We start from the raw sequence: 25,539 nt of genomic DNA on the forward strand, positions 1-25,539 counted from the left end.
TTGTCAGGTTTTCTGTTTTCATAGAGTGAGGCTTCTTTAAAAAAATAGGCGTTTGTATGGATAATCAGAAGGGGTTGATTTCACTGTTTTTGATCATGGCGCTCACCGTACTCTGTGTGGTGATGGGATTGTTGTTTCTGCTTTATAAAGATGCTCTGGCATCCAAACAAGCCCACTTACAGGATCTGGCAATTAACCAGGCAAGCCTGATCGAAGCGGTTGCTCAGTTTGATGACATGTATAGTCATAATTTTCCTTCTGGTGCCATTGAAGCAACCCTTAGCCAAATACGTGATGCTCACGGAAAAAGTATCGGTTTTGGCCAGAGTGGAGAGTTTATTATTGCCCATAAAATAGGTGGGCAAGGAACTCTGAATTTTGTGGTTGCCCACCGCTTTTTTTTGGCATCCGCCAAAATGTTCAAAAACAATCCTAACCATATCAGTCCTGTCATGGCCGCAGCGCTTGCTGGAAAGCAAGGTGTTGAGCAGCTTAAAGATTATCGTGGTGAGTGGGTTATGGCTGCCTATGCACCGGTCACTAAGTTACATATGGGGGTGGTGGCCAAAATGGATCTCAGGGAGATCCGGGCTCCTTTTATACAAGCTCTAAAGTTGGGGCTAGGGATGGCTGTGCTGCTTATTGGGTTAGGCAGTTTGGTTTATTTAAGGGTAGGGCAGCGCTTATTGGGGCGTTTGGAGCGGCAGCATCGTCGTTTTGCCTCATTGGTGGAGACCATGCCTGCGGTAACCTACTCAGAAGATCTCCTGTACCAGACACCCCGCTACCTTAGTCCACAGGCCGCCGTACTGTTGGGGGTTGAACAGGTACCCGATCAGGGGCAGGAGGGTTGGTGGAACAATCATGTGGTGGTGGAGGATATTGAGCGGTTAAAGCATGCTCGAGAGCTGTTATTGAAACAGAAACGGGATATGCAGATCGAGTACCGCATGATACGTGCGGACGGTGAACAGATTTGGGTTCGAGATGTTGCCAAACTGGTTTGTGACAGCAAGGGCTTGCCGATTATGCTGCAAGGGGTGGTCATTGATGTCTCTGAAACACGGGAGACGCACGAAAAATTAAGTGCCAGTGAAGCACGTTTTAGGCAGTTATATGAAAATGCTCCCATCGCCTATCAATCTTTGGATGCAACAGGTCGAATTAAAAGTGTTAATCAAGCTTGGTTGCATAAAACAGGTTATGAACTTTCTCAAGTAGTTGGCCATGAGATCGGCTCATTTTTGATCCCTGGGCAGGAAGATCTGCTGGCCAGTCGGTTTAGTCAATTTATGAAAGATGGCTATGTGCAGGGGTTGGAGTTTGACCTGCAACGTAAGGATGGCCTGCCTTTGACGGTTTCTGTTGATGGGCAGGTCAGTCGTGATCGGGATGGTCATCCACTCTATACCCACTGTGTCTTAACAGATATTAGTGAGCAACAGCGTCAGGCTAGGGCCCTTCAAGAGAGTGAAAGCCGCATGCGGCTTATCTTGGCTTCAACTGGAGAAGGCATTTTTGGGTTGGATGTCCGAGGCAACTTTACATTTGTTAATCCAGCCTGTTTGCGTATGTTGGGGTATGATCGTGCCGCAGATCTTTTGGGGCGTGAAATGCTTGGACTGGTTGGTTGTAGCCAAGCAAACGGCTTTTCCTCTCAAGATAAAAACTGCCCCATTGTGGATATTCTTGAAACCAGCCTGCCAAACCATGGCGAGGGTGAGCTGTTTACGCGGAAGGATGGCTCCTCTTTTGCCGTTGAGTTTTGGTCTCACCCTATTCAAGAAGGGGGAATGCTGGTTGGGGCTGTGGTGACGTTTGTTGATATTACTCAGAGGTTGCGTCATCAGGCTGCCCTCAAAGCGTCGGAACTAAAATACAGAACCATTTTTGAATCGGTCCCCACGCCCTTACTGATTTTAAATACCGACGGTGTTGTGGTGGATGTCAACCCAGCCCACCAAAAGATATTTGGTCAATATATGCAACGCTCCCTGTTAGGAACCCATGTACGGGAGCACCCCGGTGTTACGGGAACATCTTTAGCTGAGCGTTTTCTTAATGTTGCTATGGGCGAGCCTATGCCACTGCAACAAGCCAGTTATCAAACCTTGCAAGATGGTCCTGGTAGTCACTTTAATGTACGGGGTGTCCCTTTTGTTACCCGCCGAAGTGATGGCAGGGGGGACCTGCAGGGTGCGCTGCTTATTCATGAAAATATTACAGATTTAAAGCAAACAGAACTGAAGTTACGACAGGCGGTGGAAGAGGCTGACCAGGCTTCGCAGGCAAAAGGTGACTTTTTAGCGGTGATGAGCCATGAAATTCGTACCCCCATGAATCTGGTTGTGGGCATGGCTGAGCTGCTGCTGGAAACGGAAGTGGATAATGAGCAGAAAAGGTATTTGGAAAAGCTGCAGCAAGCTGGCGATACACTACTGAGTTTAATTAATAATATCCTGGATCTGACTAAGCTGGATGAGGGGCAGGTTCAGTTGTTGGAAGAGCCCTATACCCCGCGTGTTCTCATGGCTGAAGTCGCCAGCATTATCTCTTTGGCTGCGGAGGGTAAAGGGTTGGCCCTGACCTGTGAGACCGACTCTTCTGTGCCGCAGCAGGTGTTGGGTGACCCTGCGCGTTTAAAGCAGGTTCTGCTGAATTTGCTTTCCAATGCACTGAAGTTTACCCATGAAGGGCAGATAGGCCTGACGCTTTCCCTTGTACGGCAAGATGGTATCCTTCAACTCTGTTATCAAGTCAGTGATAGCGGAATGGGGATCGCGGAGGACCATCTTGAAAAGGTCTTTGAGCGTTTTCGGCAAGCCGATAGCAGTATGACCCGTCGCTATGGGGGTAGTGGTCTAGGGTTGGCAATCTCTAAGCAGTTGGTCATTCTTATGAAAGGCAATATTCAGGTCCATAGCACAGAAGGCCAGGGCACGCACTTTACCATTCGCCTGCCATTACATGAGGCTGATGAGCTTAATGTGACAGAGGATCATGCCCATAGGGTGAAGCCGCAGGAGGGGTTGCGTTTACTGCTGGCGGAGGATTCGGTCGATAACCGTATGCTGGTACGTGCTTACCTGCGTGGTAGCAGCCATCAGCTAGAGATGGTAACCAATGGACAGGAGGCCCTGGCCATTGTTCAAGAGGGCGGGGCTTTTGATTTGATCTTAATGGATGTGCAAATGCCTGTTATGGATGGCTATACGGCGACCCGTGCTATTTTAGCAGAGCTGGTACAGCATAACCGGCCCCTTTGCCCTATTGTCGCCTTAACTGCCCATGCTCTGGATGGTGATCAGGCTCGGAGCTTGGAGGCTGGATGTGTGGCACACTTAACCAAGCCCATTAAAAAACAAGCGTTGCTGGATGCCATTACACACTATGCCACATCGTGATTGGCTCTATGGAGGGTTGTTGTTGGGAATGGTTCTTAGTATGGGCCTTTTAAATGAAGATTTTTTGGATGAATAGCGAAAAAACAAAAAAACATGTGCAACTTTTATCAATCGATGCTATCTGAATAGGCGACCAGTTAAATGGAACCGATTCGGTTCTACAGACGTAGGTTCAATAATTCTCGGTAATATACTTATTACCGATCTGCTGTTTTTTAACCATACGATCCCTAACAAGGAGCGAGACATGCCGAATATCAACCGCTACGTGGACATTTCCGAAGTCGATAAAGAAGCTAAAAAAGACTATATCGACCGCCACTCACCTTTTATCGAGTGTGCTGACTCGGCCAAAGCGGGTGAAAAGTTTCCCGTGACTGTACGTATGGGTAATGAGTATAGCCACCCTGACGATACCGACCACTACATTAAGTCCATTCAGCTGTTCAATGGCACAACCCTGATGGCTGAAGCCAACTTTGTTTCTGGTGCTCTGGGTGGTACTGGTGCCAAAGGTCAGGCTGAAGTGACCTTTAATGTGGTTCCTTCAGGGGCAAAGTTGCGTCTGACCGCAATGTCCTACTGCACCAAGCATGGTTTGTGGGAGTGTGATCCTGTGGACGTGGCCGTAAGCGAATAATTCGCTCGTTCATTCTGCTGTTTATAAAAACGGCTTTCCAGTTTTCTGGAAAGCCGTTTTTTTATGTTTTTTCGCCATTTTAGGTTCACATTCAGCTTCACAGAAACACAACTGTAGATGGGGTGTAGTGGGCTGCTTCGGGGGTGGTGTTCAGCCTACTTGTTGTGAATAGGAATGTTGTGTCCCATAAACAAGGGGTGAATATGGCCTGAAATGGCGTGCAACTATCGAAAAAAGAAATCCTATAATTAAGAATTATATCTGGTGATTCTTCTCGTGAATGTGCTATAGATGATTACGGTGCCTTATGGGGGTTGTTGGTCGTTTATAGCGTCCACAACTAAGGCGGTGGTCCTGCGTTTTTGGTCGCCATCTGGATGGGATGTCAGGCCAGTTACCGGGGCCGGGAATCACAAAATGGTATAGTGGGTTTTTCTCATGTCGAAGCGTGAAGTTGGTACCGTCAAGTTTTTCAACGAGCAAAAAGGGTACGGGTTTATTTCCCGGGAAGATGAATCGGATGTCTTCGTCCATTTCAGTGCCATTCAAGGCTCAGGGTTCCGCACACTGACCCAAGGTCAGAAGGTGGAGTTTGATACTGTGCAAGGCAAAAAAGGTCTACAAGCAGAAAACGTCACGGCTGTCTGATCTTGCCTCTGTATTGAGAGGTGTGTCATGCATGGTGGGTTTTAGCCTGCCATCATTAAAAAGGGTGCCTGGATTACCATGGCCCCTTTTTTTTATGCACGGTATCTGTGTCGGGCCTTTTAAACCCCTTGTACCCGCTTAACGATAACTGCTGGCTTACCAGGGTGCAGGCTATTGTGGAATGGTAATGGTTAGGGTTGTTCCGCTCTCATTATCGCTTTGCATGCTGATATCCCCACGATGCACCCTGGCCATCAGGCGTGCTGAGTAGGTGCCTAACCCCAGTCCATTTTTTTTACCGGCTGTGGCAAACTTATCAAAAAAAATAGTGTGGATGCTTGTGGGGACTGTGCCCAAGTTATGTAACTCAATAACAATACTTTGGGGTTCTCGCCAAAGCCGTATGGTAATGGCGCTCTGTATCGGTGCGGCTTCCACAGCGTTGACCATAAGGTTGCCTAGCATGGTGTAGCATAGAGCCTCTTCCATCTGTACCAGAAAAGAGGTTTTTTCATCGGCCCGATAGTCATTAATCCACTGGATGAGTGTTTGCTTCTTCGCCTCTGTCATGGGGCGGCTATCCCGCCAAACACTTCGAACAATACGTGCCAGATCAACCTGCTCCACTTGGGGGGCGTACATCCCCTGTTCCATTTGAACCAAAATAAGAGAACGGTTAACTAAGGTCAGCGCCCGATAGGCCGATTTGTTGATGGCGTTGAGCATGGGGTGGTGTGTAGAGGGGATATCCTTCTGTTCAAGCAGGGATTCACTCAAGCCAGTCATGGCAGCTAATGGTCCTTTAATATCGTGTCGGGCAATTTGCTCGACCTCTTCCCTTAATTTGGCACTTTGTTCAAGCATGTCTCGGGAGTCGCTAAGATTTTGCTGTGTGTTTAAAAGCTGTATGTTCAAGCGCCGAACATGCCAAAGGGTTAATAAGGCGGCCGTTAAGATCAGTATAATAATAGCCAACCAATGGCTGTAATGAGAGACAACCTCCGTGAAGGTGATGGGGCGTTTTTCATAGGGTGCATGTTGGAGCTGCCTAAAGAGTGAGTGTACAGATTGGTAGTTATGGGGAATGGTCCACCCTGCTATGGCTGCTTGTTGGGCTGCCGGATGGTCTTGTGGCATTTTTAAAAGGGCGATGGCAACCTGTTTAGCCAGTTGTTGGTCAATGTGGGGTAAAGCGGCCATCGGCCACTCAGGATACAGCCGCGTAGAGTGCGCAAAAGGAAAATGGCTCTGACTGACCCGTTCTTTGGTGGCCAGTATGCGGAAGGCATCTAGAGTGATTTCCCCTTCTTCCGCCATACGTTCAAGGGTATCGGTCCGAACCGTTCCAGCATCCGCCAGTCCCTCTTTGACACCATGGACGACGGCATCATGGGTTCCAACAAAATTGATGGCTGCAAACTCTTTATGAGGATCTATTCCATGATCCAGCAAAGCTCGGCGGGCCATTAAATATCCCCCCAGAGACTCTTTATTCACCGCCATAAAGCGGCTTGCTTTCAGATCTTCAACCTTTTGGATGGTGGCATGATCTCGGCGTGTGAAAATAACCCCCCCAAAACTGTCATAAACCGCGTCCCCTAACCGATTACGTAAGGTCGCAATACGTGAAATATGGTAGCGGTATTCCAGCTGGACATAGATGGCTGAGTTGGTTAGGACAAAATCAATATTAGCATCCTTGGTCTGTGCAAAAACCTGATTGAAATCTAAAGGGCGTATCTCAAATTGGTAATTGGGGATCTGTTGTGTCAGGTATGTTGCTGTGGTGATCCATCGTTGTTGGGCTTTAGAGATGCCTCTTTTGGCGAGAACGCCAATAACCAGTGTGTTGTCCCCATGCGTCGCAGAGATGGCAGGGGCACAGAGCATCATGCTTAAGGCTGTTAGGATAAGAGATAAAAGTGGGGGCTTCATAACGGCAGATCCCTGAAAGTGTGGGAACATGGACAGGGAGTAACTCTCTTCTTGTGATGGTAACCAAAAATCAGCCAGCCTAAAACAGTTTTGTTTAAGGATTCAATAAATGGAGTATATGGGGAGGTGTATGAAAATACCTTGTGGATGTTTAGTGTTACCAAGGTCAAAGGGAACTGTAGCTGATTGGAAAATGCGCTGAACGGTTAACCCGCTAGAGATAGTGTGATGATGGGTAAAAAAAGAGAGTGGCTCTTTACATAGAGATGGCAAAAAGCGAAACAGAGCCGCTCTCGCTAGGTTTGGGCAGAACTTAGCTGTCCATCATCATGGTGGTATTAAAAGGGAGTGTAATGGTTGTTGTAAGAGGGCTTGTTTTTTTAATGAAGGCGTTCGTTCACACCTTGCAATCCAGCTGCATGTTGGGCTGAGAGCTTTGTTAAGTCGCGCAGGTTGCGGCTGTCTTTTACACAAAAATTAGCCCATATCTGTAAAAGAGTGGTTTGCTTTACAAGAGAATAGTTCTGATTTAAAGGCGTGTTTGTGAAGGGGGCTCTCCTCTCAGGGTATGATGGTTGGCCTGTAGAAAAGATTGGCTTTGATAAGGGCTGTAAAATGATGCGGTTATGGCTTGGCGTGTGTTTTTTTGCCTATCTCGCTCCGAGATGAGACTTCTCACTATTTATAACACTTATGGACCGTGAACAAGCTAGAGCTTCTTGCATGTGCAGTCTATACTGAATAGCAGGTTGTTTTTCAATTAAAGATGCCATGCTATCCCAATGATATACCAAGTAGCATGTGGGGGAGAGTGCAGGATGCTGCGTTATTTTGTGTTGGTTTTGTGGGGGGGAATGGTTGTGTTGGGCAGTGGGCTGTCGTTTACACCCCTGGTGCACGCGCAAGAGCCTTTAGCACCCATACCCGATTTGCAAAACTGGGATCCTGCCAAAGCGGTGCTGGGCGATAAAATTTTTCATGATCCAAGGCTCTCAGTTGATGACACCGTCTCTTGTGCCCATTGTCACCCTTTGGATCAAGGGGGGATGGATAACGAAAAACATTCGGTTGGAGTTTTAGGGCGTACCGGTCAAGTGAACACCCCAACAATCTTTAATAGCAGTTTAAACTTTGTACAGTTTTGGGATGGTCGGGCTAAAACACTCTTTGATCAAATATCCTTTCCGCTGACTGCTGCGCATGAAATGGCCAGTTCTTGGCCTGAGGTGATTAAAAAACTGCAAAAAGATTCAGACTACACACGTAGCTTTTCCAAACTTTATCCCCAGGGTATGACGGCAGATACCATTGGTGATGCCCTTGTTCATTTTGAGCGGACATTACTCACACCAAATGGGCGTTTTGACCGGTGGTTAAAAGGGGAGGAAAATATACTAACTGAGCAGGAAAAAGAGGGGTACGCTCTATTTAAAGCATATGGTTGTTCCGCGTGTCATCAGGGCCGTGCCGTTGGCGGAAATATGTATGAAAAAATGGGTATTATGGGAAACTATTTTCGGGATAGAGGGGATATTTCCCGAGCAGATTATGGTCGTTTCAACCACACCCAGCGGGAAGATCATCGCTACGAATTTAAAGTGCCATCCCTACGTAATGTCGCTTTGACAGCGCCCTATTTTCATGACGGGAGTGTGCCTCGACTGGAAGAGGCGGTAGAAGCAATGGGGCGGTATCAACTGGGGCGGGTTCTGCCCTTGGAAGATATCGAAAAAATTGTTGCTTTTCTTACCACTTTGACGGGACAGAGGTTGGAATAAAGCATGGTCAAATCCATGGTTGCATATCTAAGGGCTCTCATTCCTGGCAGTCGTTTAGGCCGGTTGGGGCTTCTACTGTTTATAAGTGTTTCTTGTGCACTACCCATGCTCTACCTGAAAGGGCAGGGAATGGATGCACAAAAGCATATCGTCATTTTGAATGCCTTTTCCCAGATCAAACAGAACATCACGCAGGTTCAAGAGACGACCATACGAACGCAGGCACGGATGTTACCGCACTTTGACCCGCTGGTCGCTGATGTCTCTGAGCTAGAGCAAACAACGGTTGAGTTGGGAAAAATTCTAGGGCATGTGAATGCGTTGCAACTGCAGCAAGCATGGCAAAGATTTGTCAAACAGGTGGATTTGAAACTAGCATATATTGAGGATTTTAAATCCCATCGTGCCGTGCTCAACAACTTTCTAGACTACTTTCCTACAGCATGGCAGAAAAGCCAGTTACAACTCAGCACCCAAACGGGCATGCATGACATACATGCGTTGATGGATCGTTTGCTCAGTGAAATGTTGAAGCTGGCACATGATACACCAACACGGGATCGACAGCTTATTCGACAGCTGCTTGAACAGCTCATGCAAGCGACGTTGCCTCTAGAAGCTGAGCAACGGCAGAAGATGATTCCCATGGTTCGCTATGGCCAAGCTATTTTAAGCTATAACGATGAAGTGGATAAATTTATATCGCATATTGCTCAATCTCAGTTAGACCAAAAAATTCAGAAGATTGAACAGCACTATATGACGACCTATGCCGTTCACCAAAAGCAGGCTGGGCTCTACCGCTTTGCTCTGTTAGTTGGTGCTGCCTTACTGGCTATGTTGGTGATCTGGAGTATGGTGCGGTTACGCCAAAATGGTATTCACTTACAAGGCGTTGTTAGGCAGTTAGAGTTCCAAAAATATGCCTTGGACCAACATGCCATTGTCAGCATTGCGGACTCTGCTGGCAATATTACGTATGCCAACAAAAAGTTCTGTGCCATTAGTGGTTACCCCCAGGAGCAATTGCTGGGGAAGAACCACCGACTGGTACGATCAGAGCACCACCCCAAAGCTTTTTTTACAGGCATGTGGCAGCAGATCAGTTCGGGTCATGTTTGGCATGGTGAAATTAAAAATTGCACCAAAGAAGGTGATTATTACTGGGTCGCTTCAACCATTGTCCCGTTTATGGATGAGAAGGGACATCCCTACCAGTATGTCTCAATAAGGACCGATATCACCCAGCGAAAACAAATGGAAGAGCAGCATGAAAAGCAGAAGAACTTCCTTCAGGGTATTACCAATGCCATGGGTGAAGGGGTTTTTGCGGTGGACCGTCAAGGGCATTGCATCTTCCTGAATAAACAGGGAGAAGATCTGCTTGGGTGGCGTTCAGAAGAGGTGCAGTATAAAAAAATGCATGGTTTGGTGCATGATGTGGCTCCTAACCAAAATAACCACTATTGTCCTGCCTTGCGCAGCATGGAAGTTGGGGAAGTTCAACGTTCGGAAGATGAGGTTTTTGTTAACCGAAGTGGGCAACTGTTCCCGGTTTCTATGGTCGCTGTTCCATTGCAAGAAGGTGGTGAAATTACCGGCTCAGTGGTTGTTTTCCAGGATATTTCCACCCGCAAACAGCAGCAACAAGCTTTGCAAACCGCAGCTCAGGTGGCTGAGAGTGCCAACCGAGCAAAAAGTGACTTTTTAGCCAATATGAGCCATGAAATTCGCACCCCTATGAATGCCATTTTAGGGATGAGTCATCTGGCGATCCGATCGGCTAGCGATCCTAAACAGCGAGAGTATTTGCAAAAAATTCATGGTGGCGCGCAATCTTTATTACGCATCATTAATGATATTCTGGATTTTTCTAAAATTGAAGCGGGCAAGTTAGAGGTTGAACGTATTCCCTTTAATTTAGATGAGGTGCTAGAGACCCTGGCCTCATTGGTTTCGCTCAAAGCCGATGAAAAAGGCTTGGAGTTGATCTTTAAGCGTCACCCAGATGTTCCGAGCCAGGTGAAAGGGGATGCCCTTCGCTTGAACCAGGTGCTGTTAAACTTGACAGGCAATGCTGTGAAGTTTACCGACCAAGGGGAAGTGATTGTTGCGGTGGAGAAGGTCGCACAAAAAGGGGAACAGATTCATCTACGTTTTTCTGTACAGGATACCGGTCTTGGCATGGATGAGAGTCAAAGAGTGGGTCTGTTCCAAGCCTTCAGTCAAGCCGACAGCTCCATTACTCGGCGGTATGGGGGGACAGGGTTGGGGCTGGCCATTTGTAAGCGTTTAATTGACCTTATGGGTGGGACCATTGGGGTGGAAAGTCAACCTGAGCAAGGTTCGACCTTTTATTTTACCTTACCCTTTACCATTGTGGATGAACCCCATGTCGAGGCGTTGGATAAAGAGATTTGGGATAGTGATGTCTTATTAATTGAGGACTGTCCCCAGGCTCGTGAAGTGGCCGCTGAGATGCTGGATACCATGGGTTTTAAAGTCCAGGAGGCGACCATCGTCAGCGATGCCTTGGTACGTTTGCAGGATGCTCAAATTCAAGCCCCTAGCCTGATATTGTTAGATTCTACCATGCCAGGGCAGGAGAGCTTTGCGGCCTATCGCGCCATACGAGCTTTACCAGGGGGGGATAATCAACCGCTCCTTATTATGCATACTAATGTCGATCGTATACAGGTGACCGATCTACTTGCGGATGATGCTCAGCTCGGCCATATCCAAAAACCGTTGACCCCATCACGCTTGCTCGATGGGGTGATGGACCTCTTTGGCCGAGATGGAACAGGTTCATCATTGGTTAAACGTCAGGGGGAGAGTGATCCTGTTGCGCACTTCTACCCATTATTGGCTGGTCGGCGCATTCTGTTGGTCGAAGATAATGCCGTTAATCAGGAAGTGGCGTTGGAGTTACTGAAAATGGTGGGGCTGGAGGTCACAATTGCTGATGATGGTGCCCAGGCTTTGGGTTTTCTTGAAGAAGCCAGTTTCGACCTTGTTCTCATGGATGTGCAAATGCCGGTTATGGATGGATATACAGCCACCAAAGAGATCCGGCAGCGTCTCAAGTTAAGTCTGCCTATTCTCGCAATGACGGCCAATGCCATGAGTGAAGATCGTGCCCAGGTGCTCGCTGTTGGGATGAACGATCATGTGGCCAAACCGGTTGAGCCTATGGTGCTTTATGAAACGTTGGTTCGCTGGTTGCCCAAACAGGAAAAGGTTATTCGGGCTACAACATCGCTTGAACATACCGACATATCTCAACCCTTACACATGCCAAAACAGTTGCCAGGAATAGATATTAAGTTGGGTGTGCAGCGTGTGGTGGGTAATGAGGCGCTCTATTTGAGCTTGCTTCAGCGCTTCCGTGATGATCAGCGAGAGGTGATTGGGCAAATTACAGATGTCGTCGCAAAAAAAGATTTCCAACAAGGCATGCTAAAAGCGCACACCCTAAAAGGGTTGGCTGGAAGCTTGGGGGCCATGGTTTTGGCTGCAAGAGCAGGGGCGTTAGAAGAGTCGTGTAAGAGTCAAGATGCCTTGGCTATAGCGCAGGGTCTGGCCCCACTGGCACAAGCGCTTGAGGAAGTGATGGTTGGGTTGGACTCTTTACCCACAGAGGCTGTCAAAGAAGATAACCAGCAGACAAGTGTGGATGCAAAAATTGAGACACTTGAGCAACTCCAGCAATGGTTGCAGGCACTGGAATCTCCACTAGAAATGCGTCAACCCAAAGCCTGTAAACCTTTAGTCGAACAGATGACGGTTGAGTTGTTGCCACAAATCTATCAAAAAGAACTCTCACAGTTGCTGGCCCAAATTAAGCGGTACCGACTGAAAGAGGCCCATCAAATATTGCGCAGTCTGATGGGACGATTAAAAGAGGGCCAATCATCATGATAGAGTACCAAGGTTCAAAAATTTTTGTGGTGGATGATCATGAAACCAACATTGATTTATTGCTGGAAACATTAAGCGAACTCTACGATGTCTCCGTAGCCTTGGATGGTGCCAGTGCTCTGGAGGATATTCCAACGACCCAGCCTGATCTGATTCTTTTAGATGTACAGATGCCTGAGATGGATGGCTATAGCGTCTGTCGAGCACTGAAAGAGCAGGATAATACCGCCCATATTCCTGTCATTTTTATTACCGCCCGTCTGGATGCTGAAGATGAACGGGAAGGTTTTTTATGTGGTGCTGTGGACTATATAGCCAAACCGTTTGATCCCATTGTGGTTCAAGCCCGCGTTAAAAACCAACTGATGTTGAACTTGGCTCAAAGGGCGTTGCAAGCGCGTAATCAGGATTTGGAATCTGTGGTTGAGGCTCGAACAGCAGATCTGCAGTTGGCCAAAGAAAATCTGGAAAAAACTCAGCTGGAAATAATTAGGCGCTTAGGCCGCGCAGCCGAATATCGTGATAATGAAACCGGGCTGCATGTGGTGCGTATGAGCTACTACTGTGGTCTTTTGGGGCGCGCTCTGGGTTTAGACGAACACCGGGTTGAGTTGTTGGTTCAAGCGGCCCATATGCATGATGTGGGTAAAATCGGTATCCCCGATCATATTTTGCTTAAACCGACCTCTTTAACCCCGGCAGAATGGCAAATTATGCGTAGTCATTGTGAAATGGGGGCGGCCATCCTGGGTGATCATGGTGCCCCGGTCTTACAACTGGCGCGTACGTTGGCTTTGACCCACCATGAGCATTGGGATGGTACCGGTTATCCGCGAGGTTTGCAGGGGAAAGAGATTCCGCTGGAAGGACGCATTGTGGCCATTGCAGATAGTTTTGATGTGATGACCCTGTGCCGAACTTATCGTGAAGGATTCTCTTTGGATGTTGCGTTTGATGCGCTGCATGCCCGAGCAGGGAGTCAGTTTGATCCAGAGCTGGTTACGGCCTTTCAAGGGGTGCGTGCAGAGGTCGAGCAGATTATGGCCCATTGGGAGGAAGCCCCCCCCAAAGGTTTTTAGTCATCTTCTTTGTTTCATAAAGCGTGTATGGGTTGGAATGATGGATGGTGGATCCATTTGGGGGGAGGAGTTTTTTAATGCGACCAAGGGTGTCTCTGGGTAGAGGGCTGGGTACCTTATTTCTCTGTAGTGCTTTGTTGCTGCTGGTTTTTCAAGCGCTATGGCCTTGGGTGCATGCATGGCCAATTGTGTCCGCACTGCTTGGTGGTGGTATTATTTCAGGTATCACTTACCTGCTTTTCCTACGCCCCATATCCGAAGCCTGCCGTAGTTGTGAGCAATCTTTAAAGTCAATGCAGCAGGATGAACAGTTGCTGGCTCAGGTGCGCGCCGCACAAGAAGAGCTCAAAGTAAGCGAAGAGCGCTTAGCACTGGCTATGAAGGGTGCTGACTTTGGCTTATGGGACTGGGATGTGGCTCATGAAAAGCTCTTTTTTTCCAGAAGATGGAAAGGCATGCTGGGCTATAACACCCAAGAGCTGGAAAATACCTATGAGACATGGAGTGAACGGGTTCACCCGGATGATCTGTACCAAGCCGAGAGGGTTATTCGTCAAACATTGACCGGTGAGGGCAGTGATTATACCTGTGAGTTTCGAATGCGTCATAAACAGGGGCACTATGTGGATATCCTCTCGTGCGGGCATCTGCTTAGGGATGAGGAAGGGCAACCCCTGCGCATGGTTGGAACCCATATTGATTTAACTAAACGTAGAGCCTCCGAACGGGCATTGGCAGACTACTCTAGACGCCTAAAGTTAGCAGCCAAAGCGGGTGGTATTGGTGTTTGGCAGTGGGATGTTGTAACCAATACTCTTAGCTGGGATGAACGCATGTTCTCCTTGTACCGTGTGGCTCAAGAATCTTTTGGGGCTGAATATACGGTATGGCAAAAAAGTGTTCTCATTGAAGATCTGTCCCGTGTCGAGGCAGAGTTGCAGCAGGCGATAAACGGTGGCGTTGACTTTAATACGGTCTTTAGAATACGTTGGCCAAATGGTGATATCCGCTATATTCAGGCAGCGGCTGTTGTGGTTAGAGATGAAGAGAATAACCCCTTACAAATGGTTGGCGTTAACTGGGATATCAGCGAGCAAAAACAGAATGAAGATACCCTTCAAGAGTATACCCGTCGTTTGGAGCTTGCTGCTCGGGCTGGTGGGCTTGGGGTCTGGTTGCTTAATTTAAAAAACCAGGACTTAAGCTGGGATGATCGATTGTTTGCCATGTATCAGATACCCAAAGAAAAATTTTCAGGTATTTATGAAGCGTGGCAGCAAGCGGTGTTACCAGAAGATCGTGAGCGTGCAGAAGCTGAGTTGCAGGCGGCTGTGGATGGCGGAGCAGCTTTTGATACGCAGTTTCGTGTGCGCTGGCCCGATGGTTCTATCCGTACCATCAAAGCTTCTGCGGTTGTGGTCTACGATGAGCATAATCAACCAGAACGTATGGTGGGTGTGAACTGGGATATTACTGAACAAAAAGAGCAAGAGCAGCAAATTTTGGATGCCATGCATCAAGCGGAAAAGGCCAATTTGGCTAAATCTGAGTTTCTTGCCCATATGAGCCACGATCTGCGTACCCCGATTAATGCCATTTTGGGCATGGCAGAGATGTTACAGTTGGCCAACCTGACAACAGATGAACTCTCCTACTTACAGGTGCTTTCTCGTTCTGGTGAAGTGCTGCTTAATTTGGTCAATGATATTTTAGATATTTCCAAGATCGAAGCTGGTGAGCTGGTGTTGGAACCAGCCCGGGTTGATATTCAACAATTAGCACGTGAAGCCTTGGCCATGGTGGAGGTGCAGGCTCGTACGAAGGGGGTATCTATTTCACTAAATTGGGATCAACATCTTCCTAAACATGTACTGGTAGATGGTCAGCGTTTAAGTCAGGTCCTGCATAACTTGCTGGGTAATGCGGTTAAATTTACGGATAAAGGCTCTGTAAGTTTAGGGGTCTCGCAGCCCAGTGATGGATGTGTTTTGTTTGAGGTATGTGATTGTGGTGTGGGTATTTCCCCCGCAGATCAGCAACGTATTTTTGCCCCCTTTGCTCAGGTGTTAGAGGGGGCAGGGGCCGCACGTAGTGGTTCTGGGCTGGGTTTGACCATCTGTACCAACCTGGTGGAAGCCATGGGGGGTACCATGCAATTAGAGAGTAAAGTGGGGCAGGGCAGTCGCTTCTTCTTCTCGCTGGCCTTACCTCAAGCTGACTTAGATAAGCCCTCTTCCTTGGCGCCAACGAACAACCAAGCCTACGTACAACCCAAGATAGCATCCAACAAACATCTACGGATTCTTTTAGTCGATGACTCACTAGATAACCGTTTGCTTATTGAGGCTTTTTTGAAACATTCTGGGCATGTGTTGCAGTGTGCTGAAGATGGCTTGAAAGGGTATGAAATGATGATCAGTCATCATTATGATCTGATCCTTATGGATATTCAGATGCCCCGTTTGGATGGCTATGGATCTGTTGAAAAAATTCGCGCTTGGGAAGCCCGGCAACCCAACCGCAAGCCTATTCCCATTATTGCATTAACCGCCAATGCCATGCGTCAGGACCGAGATCGGGCTCTGGCTAATGGGTTTGATGATTACCTTACCAAACCCATCCGTAAAAAAAGTCTTTTAGCAGCACTGCAAAGCTATACGGTTGGCTAAAGTTTTCTTGCATAAGGAGAGAAAAATAGAAAAGTCATGAAAAATTTACATCAATAAATGGTGATTTCCTTGGTTTGCTCGTAAGTAGATGTTAAAAAAGAGATCGAATTTTATAGATTTTTTTAACATCGTATTGGAGCGTATCATGCTCACCTTCAACTTAAGCAGTTACCAACCCATCTTTTTTCTTCTTATTACCCTCATGCCGGTTTCCCTGTTTGCGCTAACCCATTTTTTGTATACCAAAGTGTGTGGAAACCTTGATCAAGACGGGCCTATGGATCGGTCTGGCTATCGTTGGGGGTATTTTTTAGGCCTTTTGCGTGTGCTGAGTAGCTCTATCCTACTTTTTTATGTGCTCTGGCTGGGGGTTACCATTCAGGTCACTGGGGTGCAGGGGTTACCTTACTGGCTAGAGAACAGCACCTTTTTGGCCACAGGGCTCTATTTGCTCCTAAGTGGCTTGGTGGGGGTGTGGATTTTGAACCGGCAACGTATCGGCTGGTGGCTAGAGCTTGTGGGGGTTGCCCTTATGGCTCTTATGACCCTTCAGGCCGGTGCAGCCATTTGGAGTACAATAGCGGTTACTTTAGGGTATGCTGGCATCACCCTCAATTACCTGCAACCGCGTTGGCATAGGTTGAAGGGGGGGATGGATTTAACATGGCGTACGCAGCCTGTCCCTTCCCGTTGGCAGTCGGTAGGCCGCCTTGTTGACTGAGCAAAATGGTTTAAAAATTAATTGTCATCTGCCATTTCAACCCGGTTGCGCCCTTGTTTCTTCGCACGGTAGAGGGCCGCATCAATACGCTCCAGGCATTGGTGCATAGACTCCCCTTTGCCTAATTGGCCAACGCCGATACTACAGGTTACCTGTCCAACATCACCAAAGGGTACCTGGGCTATTAAACCCCGAATGATCTCTGCAACTTCCAGGGCAGACCCCATAATGGTTTCAGGGGCAATCATCAAAAACTCTTCACCCCCCCAGCGGCCCAGAAGGTCGGTAACCCGTATATGGGCTTGTATACGGTTGACCACATCCAACAAAACTTGGTCCCCCGCATTGTGGCCATAGGTGTCGTTAACCTGTTTAAAATGGTCAATATCCAGTAGCAGAATTGAAACGGGGGAACCATAGCGCTCACTGCGTTTCATCTCTTCATGAAACTTCTCATAAAGCCGTGAGCGGTTGGCCGCACCTGTTAAAGGATCATGGTAGACCTGCTTTTCCAGATCATTGATCTTTTTCTGGATTAAATAAAGATCGGTAAAGGTAAAAACCTGCCGCCCGGCTGTCGCATCGAAACTCCAGGAAATGGCACAAGTTATCGGGGTTTTATCCGGCTCTCCTGGCTCTTGTAGCTTGACCGAGGGCAGTGTGTTACAGCGCTGGGTCAGGTAACTCAGCCAATCCCCTCTTTCCAACAGGTGGGCCAAACCATCGTTAGCTTCTGTACAGATGGCGCGGGTGATTAGGTCTCCGTTGGAATCAAGCTGCTCCATATGGCTTAACCCCAAAAAATGGAGTAGGGGCGCATTGGCGTGCTCAATCTGGTCTCCATTAACCACCAAAATAAAGGCTGGCAGGCTCTCTAAGAGCATCTCAATAAACTGCTGGCGGCGGACACTCTCTTTTTTGGCTTCAATATGTTTAGCCAGTTTATTAATGGCCGTAATCAGCTGATCAGGGTTGGTTGGCTTGAGAATAAACTCATCAATACCAATAGAGATGGCTTTAAGAAAAAAAGTCTCGTCATTATAGGCGGTTGTGACAACGATGGGGACTTCAGGGTCAATGGCTCTAATGGCTTCAGCTAACTGTAAACCGTCCATCTTAGGCATGCGGATATCGGTAACAATAATATCAGGTTTATTGGCTTTGAATTTTTCCAGCCCCTCTTCACCATTGCACGCAGTATCCAAGGTTTCGACACGTCTACGTAAAAAGCTCCCCAGCTCATCACGTATAATATCCTCATCTTCGACATAAAGAATGTGTAGTTTGCTGGTGGCTAAATTGCTTTGATAGTGCCCCATATTCCCCATCCTAGTCTATTCGTTCCCATTATTTGGCTCTGCCAATGGAATGCGTATGCTAAAGCTAGCCCCCGCTGCTTGGTTTTTAGCCTCAATCAGGCCTTGCATATGCTCCATGACAATCATCCGGCCCATGTATAAGCCAATGCCGGTCCCCTTGTTATCATCCTTGGTGGTGAAATAGGGATCAAAAATACGATCCAAAATTTCATCAGGAATACCTGTGCCATTATCTTGAACTTCAAGAATGGCCTCGCTGTCAGATTGTGTAAGATTAAGAGATATAACCCCTTTTTCTTGTCCAGCTTCTACAATAGCATCCTTAGCGTTATTGAGAATCAATAAAATTACCTGTGAAAGTTCCCTGGGGTAACCCAGAATCTCTACTGGCTGCGTTGGTGGTGTAAAGCGCATCTCAATTTGGTGGTTTTCCATCGCAGAATGCACCAAGGAGAGGGCATGCTCAACCGTCTGTTTCAGGTCAAAACGCTCTTTAACTTTGTCAGGCTTAAAGAAGTTGCGGAAATCATCAATGGTGTGGGACATGCTTTGGAGTAAATGGCTGGCACGTTCAACCTTTTCATAGAGCCGTTCGGGTGATAGTTCACCAAAACTATGTAGGTCTTTTATGTTGAATAGCATAAGGTTAACCGCGCTTAAAGGTTGACGCCATTGGTGGGCGATATTCCCAATCATTTCCCCCATCGCCGCAAGACGCGATTGATGAATTAAAAGAGCATCCTTTGTGCGGTTTTTCTCAACCTCAACCTCAACACGTTCAGCTAAATCCTCATTAAGGCGTTCATTCTCAGAGCTTTTTTGTGCCAAATCCCGCATGGCCTGTTCAAGGGCTTGTGTTCTGCTGTGTACCAGACTATCCAGATGATCCCGGTGTAATAAAAGTTCATGCTCCAGGGTGTTGCGCTCTGTCACATCGACCCCAACCGCCCAGGCTTCCCATCCAGGTATAGGATAGGATCGGTGAATACTCGACCAGGCAATGGTGTGTTGCTGTCCATCTTTACTGGTTAAGGTGATTTCAACATTTCTGAAATTATTGGAATTTTGTGTAAAGGTTGTGGCAACCCACTCCTGTTGTTGGGGGTCTGGGTAAAGTTTAGAAAGGATATCAGGTTGCCCAATGACTTCAGACTCAGAGAAACCCGTAACCCGCTCACATTCACTATTCCAAACAACAATATGCCCCTGCTTATCTAAAGCCAGCAGTAAAACGGGCATGTTTTCAACCACAATGCGTAGGCGTTTTTCACTCTCTGTCAGTTGTTGCTGATGGCGGCGCAGAAGGCGGCTTGTCACCAGGGCAATAAGCGTCACAACTACCAGTGACCCTGCTGTCGTTAGTGCCAATAACCATAATTGTGTCGGTAGGCTCTGCCCAATGGTATGACGGCGCTCTTCAACCCCTTGTTTAACATCTGTGACCAGTTTGGCGACACGGGTAGACAGTAGGCGGGCTACCCGATGGTTGACCTCAATATTTTGTTTAATACCCTGCTGATTGGCCAACTGTTTACGCTGTATGGGAAAAATGGCGGTTTCCCCCTCAATGATCAACTGGAAATAATCCAGAATTTCAATGATCTTGGCTTTTAAAATTGGATTACGTTCCGCCAATGGCACTTTTTTAAACTGTGTGACGGCATTACGAAAGTGTGCATAAGTCTGGTGGGTTGTGGTGTTTAGTGGCAACAGTTCATTCATGTTTTGTGTAAAGAGAGCAGCCGCCAGCATGTTATTGAGTTGGTTGCTGTCAGCCTTGATATTCATAGCCAATTTCAATTGTTTGGTTGTGGTTTGCATCAAGGCTTGAATTTTTTTAGGGAGCTGCTGTGCAATGGCTCTATTATGTCCAATCAGTAATTTGGCACTGCTCTGTTGGGCGTGATGCAAACGGTTAAGAACATCCAGAACGGGCATCTGTTCCTGATTATGGCAAGGCCATTTGGGATCTTGTAAGCTCCCTTGCAGGTCCATGTTCAAAAGATCAACAAGCTCAGGGAGTTGCTCAGAAAAAAAACGCAGTTGCTGAATATGTTGTGCAATTTTTTTTCGGGGTGTTTGGCTGAGATCACTTTTGAGGGCATGTGTCGAGTCAGCTTGGGGGGTAAAACACAGTTCTGCAAGATCTCTTGCGAGATGATTCAGGCTTTCATGAAGCTTGGCCGTGCTAAAGGTAAGATTAAGCTGTTCACTCTTTAAGCGTCGAGCGACCCGGCGACTAAAAAGCTGATTAAGTGAGGCCGTGCCATAAATCAAAGGGGCCGTGGCATCCAAAATCGCGGTTCGGACATCCCGAAGATGTTTACGGTTTTGATCTTGCTTATGTTCAAGCTTTAATCGATACGCATGGAGTTTGATCAGTTGGGTAAAGGAGTCCCCCATCTGCTCAACTTGATCTTGAATTTGCAGCAACTGTTGCGATGGAAGCCAGTGTTTGAGCTGTTCTAGGCGACTACTTATCTGCTGTCGGTGGGTGTTTAAGGTTGTATCGACCCCCTCCAGCTCATCGAGTGTTCGGGCATGATTGAGTGCCGGCAGGCCTGCAGAGAGTAGGGCACTGTGTTCTGAAAGCTCTTTAGCGGCTTCTAGTGCGGGGAGTGCCTGTTCAATGGTTCGCTCAACCAGTTGACCATAACGGATAAGTTGATAACTGGAAAGAACCGCAGAGATGATGACCAGGGATGCGATGAGGCCGAAAGCTACATTAAGTCGGATATGCCATGGTGTATGTTGCCCCAATAATTTGGGGAAATGATGCACCATCTTTTGTGTTAAGGATGGGGGCATACCCTATAGACTCCTAGCAATTCTTTAAGATGGATTTTCTGTTGGGTTGCTCAACCCCATCATCGGCTTATTTTAACAGTCCATGCTTCTTTAAAATATCCTCTGCATTGTGTTTAGTAATCGCATAGGTTGGCAGGGTGACCCGTTTGGGTATGGCGTTTCCATTGAGTAGCTTGATCGCCTGCCGAATGGCTTCCTCGCCAGGTGTTTGATAAAGGAAGGTGGCCTTCATAATGCCTTGGTGTACCCAGCGCACCCCTTCTTGCGGAATACCGTCAATACCTATAAAAGCAATTTGTCGTTCTCGTCCAATATCTTTTGCGGCGAGATAAGCGCCAAAGGCCATCGGGTCATTATGGGCATAGACAATATCGATCTTAGCATGTTTTTCTAATGCTTCGACCATAATTTCATAGCCTTGGTCCTGTTTCCAATCTCCATCTTGCATCGGGTTGAGGATGCGAATGCCGGGCTCTTGGGAAATAATCTCAAAAAAGCCGTTGTGACGGTCATGAGCTGGGGTTGATTTGATACCACCCCATATCTCTACAATATGGCCTTGTGCCTCTCCTGGGCCGCCCAATTGTTTCACTACAAAACGTCCTGCGGCACGTCCAATTTCAAGATTATCCCCTCCGATAAACTGGGTGTAGTGGTCGTTATCAAGATCTCGGTCTAGAACAATGGTGGGAATGCCCAGCTTGTGCGCTTGGTTAACCACAGGGGTTAAAGCTGTTGAAACCTTTGGCGAGATTAAAATAATGTCCACATCTCGTTTGATGAACTCTTGCACATCTTTAATCTGCTTTTGAATGTCATCCTGGGCATTTCGTACCAGTAGTCTTAGTTGGGGATGCCGTTCAGCCTCTTCCCTAAGAAGTTTATTAAACAGCAACCGCCAAGGCTCTGTTGTGGTCGCCTGAGAAAAGCCGACTAAAAATTGTTGTGACTGAGCAGAGGCTGTTGGTGTTACCCAAAGTCCAAGAAGCAGTAGAAAGATGAAAAGGTTTAAGGTATAGCGGGTTTTCATGGTTCCTCTCCCTCTGAATTGGATAACCCCATGGATGAGCGATAGTGTTGGCGTTGTTTGTCTCGCCCCAGTTTATCTGTAATGATCTCCCACTGCTGAGCCACCCGATCCAAACCTGCTTGGATTGGTTGCTTACCCCGAAGAATGGTATCCAGCTCCGTTTCCAGTGCTTCCGTATATTGGTGAAAACCCGGTAAACGCAGATCCAAAGCCACATGTGGTGCATCCAGGCTCTGTTGAATAACCCCTAAAAAATTGGAGGCCGAGGGCAGAGAGAGTGTGCCAAGCCATCGATCAATGGCGATAAAGTGAGATTCCCTATAAGGGTTGATACCTGTTCCACTGGTGACCACATCTGCAAGGCTGTTTTCAGGGCTGGCATACCACATGATGTAGTCCCAGGCAGCCTGCTTGGCTTGACTGTTTTTAGGGACACTGGCGACCCACCCCCCAAATGCCAAAAATGTTGTTTGATGAGGAGGGGTGTAGGTTTTCCAGCGACCATTCCAAACACGATCGGCACCGGGTAGTGTGAAATACCCAACACGCCCAGCAACCTGACTGTTTTTTTCATCTGGCGCCAACGTGGCGGTATCTGCCCAGTCCAGGATCATGGCTGTTTGACCACTAAGAAATGCTTTTCTAGCCTCCACAATGCCGAAGTCAATGGCATGAGGCGGTGCAAAGCTTAGGGCCTCCTTATAATCGGTGGTGGCTTGTACCCAACCTGGATTATTGATCTGGGCTTGCATGGTCTCAGGATCAAAAAACTGACCACCCGGTTGCTCGGGGGCGTTGGTATAGGCGGCCGCCCGACTAAATAGATCCCAAAACTGTTGGCCGCCCCGTTTAAAAGCTTCTGCGACCCCATAGAGTTGATGGCCATTTGGTCTCTGTCGACCTGTGAAAAACTCTGCAATATCGCGGTAATGGCGCCAAGTGGCAGGTGGGGCGAGGGGGTAGCCGTAACGGCTTTTAAAATCAATGCGGTTTTTTCGGTTGGCAAAGAGATCGGTGCGGTAGTAGCCCAAAAAGAGATCACCATCTACCGTCACGGCAATCATCTCGTCCCCCCAGTGCATCAAACGATCACGGTAGGTGGGGTGGATATCAATAAAATGTTCGGCGTCTCTTAGCGCTAGAGGAACGGGTTGTAGATGGTCCGCAAAGTCACCTGCCCATGCTGGTGCATAGAAAATGACATCAAATGCTGGGGTTTTATCCTGAATGGCCTGATTAAAGGTCTTAAAGAGATCTTGGAAGGCAAATTTGTCAACGTTTACACGCCCTCCTGTTCGTTGCTCCCAGCTGCGAGCATGAACCGTAGCGGGTGCCCCAATGGCCGAGGCATCCATCACCCCGACACGGATGGTTTGCCCCTGAAAATTGGGGGTGGGCTCAGCCAGAAGGCTGTTCAATGAAGTAAAAAAAATCAGCGCACCCAAAAGGGCCCGTTTGATGAATGGCATGGCAATCCTCCCCCTACAGTGGTGCCGATGCAAAAAAAACGGTACTTAACTTTAGTAAGGTTAGGCTGCCACAAGTTCCAACTATAGTTAAGTTTTGTTACGAAGAAGGGGCGCTGTTTTCTTTTGTTAACTGGGACTCTGCACTTTGCCCCAGATAGTGGCGAATGGCGGAAAAAAACGCCACAGGCCAGAGTCCTTCATGGTTTTTACTCAGATAGGCTAAGGCGAGGCGATCCCGCGCCTGTTGCAGGGTCAAACCATCATCCATCAGTGTCATTAGCTGTTCGTTAAGGTGGTCTAACACCTGTTGACGCATACGTAGTAGGCGAGAGCTGTTGAGGTGAAGATGATCGATCGTCGCCTGAGCTTTTTCGGCTGAAATACCCGTTTGTGCACAGGCTTTTTGATCAACGCGCATGCTGCCCATGGCACGGTCAAAGTGAAAAAGGGCGGGTGTTTTTGGAATATTCAACGGATTTAGGATGATATCATCCAGCGCTTTGGCCCCTTTGGGAACATCACAACTATGATCCCGCTTATTTTCGGTAAAACGTTGGCCTGACTCTGTCACGCGACGTTGGGATCCTCCATGGCAGACCCCAAGCATATTGGACCAATTGAGGGTCCAGTGACCATGTATATCGGATTTGGGGTGAAAATGTTCAATGCGGAAGTCATCGACCTCCTGCGGTGACTTTTTTGGTTTTAAATCAATTTCACAATAGGCACATAGCCCCCCCTGGTCTTGGCGCAGTTGTGCTTTTAAATGGGGGTATACAGGGGGGTTGGCTTGGCGGAGCCCTTCCCAGTTGGCTTCAGGGTAGATCTGTCTGAACTGAGTTAACGCAGCAGGTTCTGCTTGTTTAACAATAGGTTTCACTGGGGGCGATCCAGTTCTTTCAAGCGTATATCCATATCCAGGCGCTTTAGCTCAGGCTCATGCTCGGCGCCCCATTGATCGAGGCTCTGGCGTAGCCCTAGTGCTTCGGGTCGATCCCAACTGCCCTGTGCAACCATGGCTTGATAGCGACGTAATTTTTGCACAATAGGGAGGTGTTCTGGCCGTGGGTTGGTCTCCAGCACCTCTTTTAACACCTGCTGCGCTTCGGCCCCTTCAGTAAAGCTGGCCTGTTCGACGGAAGGGTGGGCGCCTTCTCCATGGATCATGCGCAGGTGATGAGGGGGGATTGAGGTGATCACTTGTGGGCTGTGGGTGGTGATAATCCACTGTAACTTAGGGAAAAGATTCATCAATAGAGGCAGGATGAGTTGCTGTTGTCTAGGGTGTAAATAGCGCTCGATCCCATCGATTAATATAACCCCCTTCCCCCCTGTTAAGGGCTGTGGGCGGTTAGGGTTCGCCAACATCAATCGTGTAGATAGGTGGCTTACCAGGGTTAGTAGAAAACGATCACTTTCACAAAGTTGTTTAAACCTTAAAGGGGTGGTGGACTCTGGAGACTGATGGCAATCCAAGATCCATGCGCCATGCTTATCAAAACGGAGATGGCTCAGATGAGGAAGAACCCTATGAATGGCCGCATCCAGCCAAGCTTTTTGGGTGGGTGACATCTGTTGTACATACTGTTTAAGTGGCCAGGGGGCATCCATGGAGACATCCATGCTACCCTGCAGGGCAAGTAGCCTGAGGTCGTGTTGACGAAGCTTAGTTTTGACTCTCTTCGATGTCGCGGCGGTTTGGCCAAAATAGGCACAGATGGAGAGGGAGCGACTGGTATCGACTAACCGGTTTTCCAAGTAGGTTCTAAGGGATTTGAGCCCATGGCTTTTTAGCTTGGTTTTAGTCTTCCCAGCTTTAGAGACGCGACGCAGGGTATGGTCCCATGTAAGCCCGCTGTTGGTGTCGATACTCAACTGTAAGTAGGGCGGGGTGTGCCCACCAGGTATGACCCTAAGATCATGTGGCTTAAGGTTAAGCGTGCCACGGCCTGTGATCTGCTGGATATAGGGGGTGAGTAGATAGGCTATGCCATCTAAAATGGTGCTCTTGCCACCACCATTGGCTGCGGTTAGCAAGGTAAGCTGTGGATCAAGTGCTAGGGTGAAATGGCGGAATTGACGGAACTGTTTGAATTCAATTTGTTTAACACGCACATC

15 protein-coding genes are annotated in these 25,539 nt (G+C 47.9%); 8 read left to right on the forward strand and 7 right to left on the reverse strand.

What is annotated here, in order from left to right; all coding sequences use genetic code 11:
* Nucleotides 1-56: 56 nt before the first annotated feature.
* The 3 genes from V5T57_RS11730 to V5T57_RS11740 all read left to right on the forward strand — a co-directional run bounded on the left by V5T57_RS11730 (nt 57) and on the right by V5T57_RS11740 (nt 4,692).
* Nucleotides 57-3,404, forward strand: a complete 3,348-nt coding sequence (locus tag V5T57_RS11730; RefSeq protein ID WP_332891408.1) for a PAS domain S-box protein — start codon at nt 57-59, stop codon at nt 3,402-3,404.
* A 247-nt stretch (nt 3,405-3,651) separates the two neighbouring features.
* The gene (locus V5T57_RS11735) at nt 3,652-4,044 is read left to right on the forward strand and encodes a class II SORL domain-containing protein (RefSeq protein WP_332891410.1); all 393 of its coding nucleotides are present in this window, start codon (nt 3,652-3,654) and stop codon (nt 4,042-4,044) included.
* Nucleotides 4,045-4,482: 438 nt separating this feature from the next.
* The gene (locus V5T57_RS11740) at nt 4,483-4,692 is read left to right on the forward strand and encodes a cold-shock protein (protein ID WP_332891411.1); all 210 of its coding nucleotides are present in this window, start codon (nt 4,483-4,485) and stop codon (nt 4,690-4,692) included.
* Nucleotides 4,693-4,863: 171 nt separating this feature from the next.
* Here the strand turns inward: V5T57_RS11740 and V5T57_RS11745 are convergent, their stop codons facing one another.
* Nucleotides 4,864-6,627 carry a PhnD/SsuA/transferrin family substrate-binding protein gene (locus V5T57_RS11745; RefSeq protein WP_332891412.1) on the reverse strand — a complete coding sequence of 588 codons (1,764 nt, stop codon included), beginning with the start codon at nt 6,625-6,627 and terminating at the stop codon, nt 4,864-4,866.
* 818 nt (nt 6,628-7,445) lie between these two features.
* Here V5T57_RS11745 and V5T57_RS11750 point away from each other — a divergent pair.
* The 5 genes from V5T57_RS11750 (at nt 7,446) to V5T57_RS11770 (ending at nt 16,795) form a co-directional block, all read left to right on the forward strand.
* Nucleotides 7,446-8,405 (forward strand): cytochrome-c peroxidase, encoded by a 960-nt coding sequence (locus tag V5T57_RS11750; RefSeq protein ID WP_332891413.1) that lies wholly within the window; start codon nt 7,446-7,448, stop codon nt 8,403-8,405.
* Nucleotides 8,406-8,408: 3 nt separating this feature from the next.
* Nucleotides 8,409-12,326, forward strand: coding sequence for a DAHL domain-containing protein (locus V5T57_RS11755; protein WP_332891414.1), 3,918 nt, complete (start codon nt 8,409-8,411; stop codon nt 12,324-12,326).
* Nucleotides 12,323-13,405, forward strand: coding sequence for an HD domain-containing phosphohydrolase (locus V5T57_RS11760; RefSeq protein WP_332891415.1), 1,083 nt, complete (start codon nt 12,323-12,325; stop codon nt 13,403-13,405). The genes V5T57_RS11755 and V5T57_RS11760 overlap by 4 nt, the downstream gene beginning before the upstream one ends.
* 188 nt (nt 13,406-13,593) lie before the next feature.
* On the forward strand, nt 13,594-16,074 hold the full coding sequence (locus V5T57_RS11765) for a PAS domain-containing protein (protein ID WP_332891416.1): 2,481 nt from the start codon (nt 13,594-13,596) through the stop codon (nt 16,072-16,074).
* A gap of 145 nt (nt 16,075-16,219) precedes the next feature.
* Nucleotides 16,220-16,795, forward strand: a complete 576-nt coding sequence (locus V5T57_RS11770; protein WP_332891417.1) for a hypothetical protein — start codon at nt 16,220-16,222, stop codon at nt 16,793-16,795.
* A 17-nt stretch (nt 16,796-16,812) separates the two neighbouring features.
* Here the strand turns inward: V5T57_RS11770 and V5T57_RS11775 are convergent, their stop codons facing one another.
* The 6 genes from V5T57_RS11775 to V5T57_RS11800 all read right to left on the reverse strand — a co-directional run bounded on the left by V5T57_RS11775 (nt 16,813) and on the right by V5T57_RS11800 (nt 25,536).
* A complete protein-coding gene (locus V5T57_RS11775; RefSeq protein ID WP_332891418.1) occupies nt 16,813-18,114 on the reverse strand; it encodes a GGDEF domain-containing response regulator in 1,302 nt (433 codons plus the stop codon).
* A gap of 15 nt (nt 18,115-18,129) precedes the next feature.
* Entirely contained in the window at nt 18,130-20,922 is a 2,793-nt protein-coding gene (locus V5T57_RS11780) for an ATP-binding protein (RefSeq protein ID WP_332891419.1), read from the reverse strand.
* Nucleotides 20,923-20,989: 67 nt separating this feature from the next.
* Nucleotides 20,990-21,952: a substrate-binding domain-containing protein gene (locus V5T57_RS11785; RefSeq protein WP_332891420.1), complete on the reverse strand. Its 963-nt coding sequence runs from the start codon at nt 21,950-21,952 to the stop codon at nt 20,990-20,992.
* Nucleotides 21,949-23,421, reverse strand: coding sequence for an extracellular solute-binding protein (locus V5T57_RS11790; protein ID WP_332891421.1), 1,473 nt, complete (start codon nt 23,419-23,421; stop codon nt 21,949-21,951). The genes V5T57_RS11785 and V5T57_RS11790 overlap by 4 nt, the downstream gene beginning before the upstream one ends.
* A gap of 97 nt (nt 23,422-23,518) precedes the next feature.
* A complete protein-coding gene (locus tag V5T57_RS11795; protein WP_332891422.1) occupies nt 23,519-24,301 on the reverse strand; it encodes a retron system putative HNH endonuclease in 783 nt (260 codons plus the stop codon).
* Nucleotides 24,298-25,536 carry an AAA family ATPase gene (locus tag V5T57_RS11800; protein ID WP_332891423.1) on the reverse strand — a complete coding sequence of 413 codons (1,239 nt, stop codon included), beginning with the start codon at nt 25,534-25,536 and terminating at the stop codon, nt 24,298-24,300. The genes V5T57_RS11795 and V5T57_RS11800 overlap by 4 nt, the downstream gene beginning before the upstream one ends.
* Between the last annotated feature and the right edge of the window lie 3 nt (nt 25,537-25,539).

The organism is Magnetococcus sp. PR-3, from assembly GCF_036689865.1.
Taxonomy (GTDB): domain Bacteria; phylum Pseudomonadota; class Magnetococcia; order Magnetococcales; family Magnetococcaceae; genus Magnetococcus.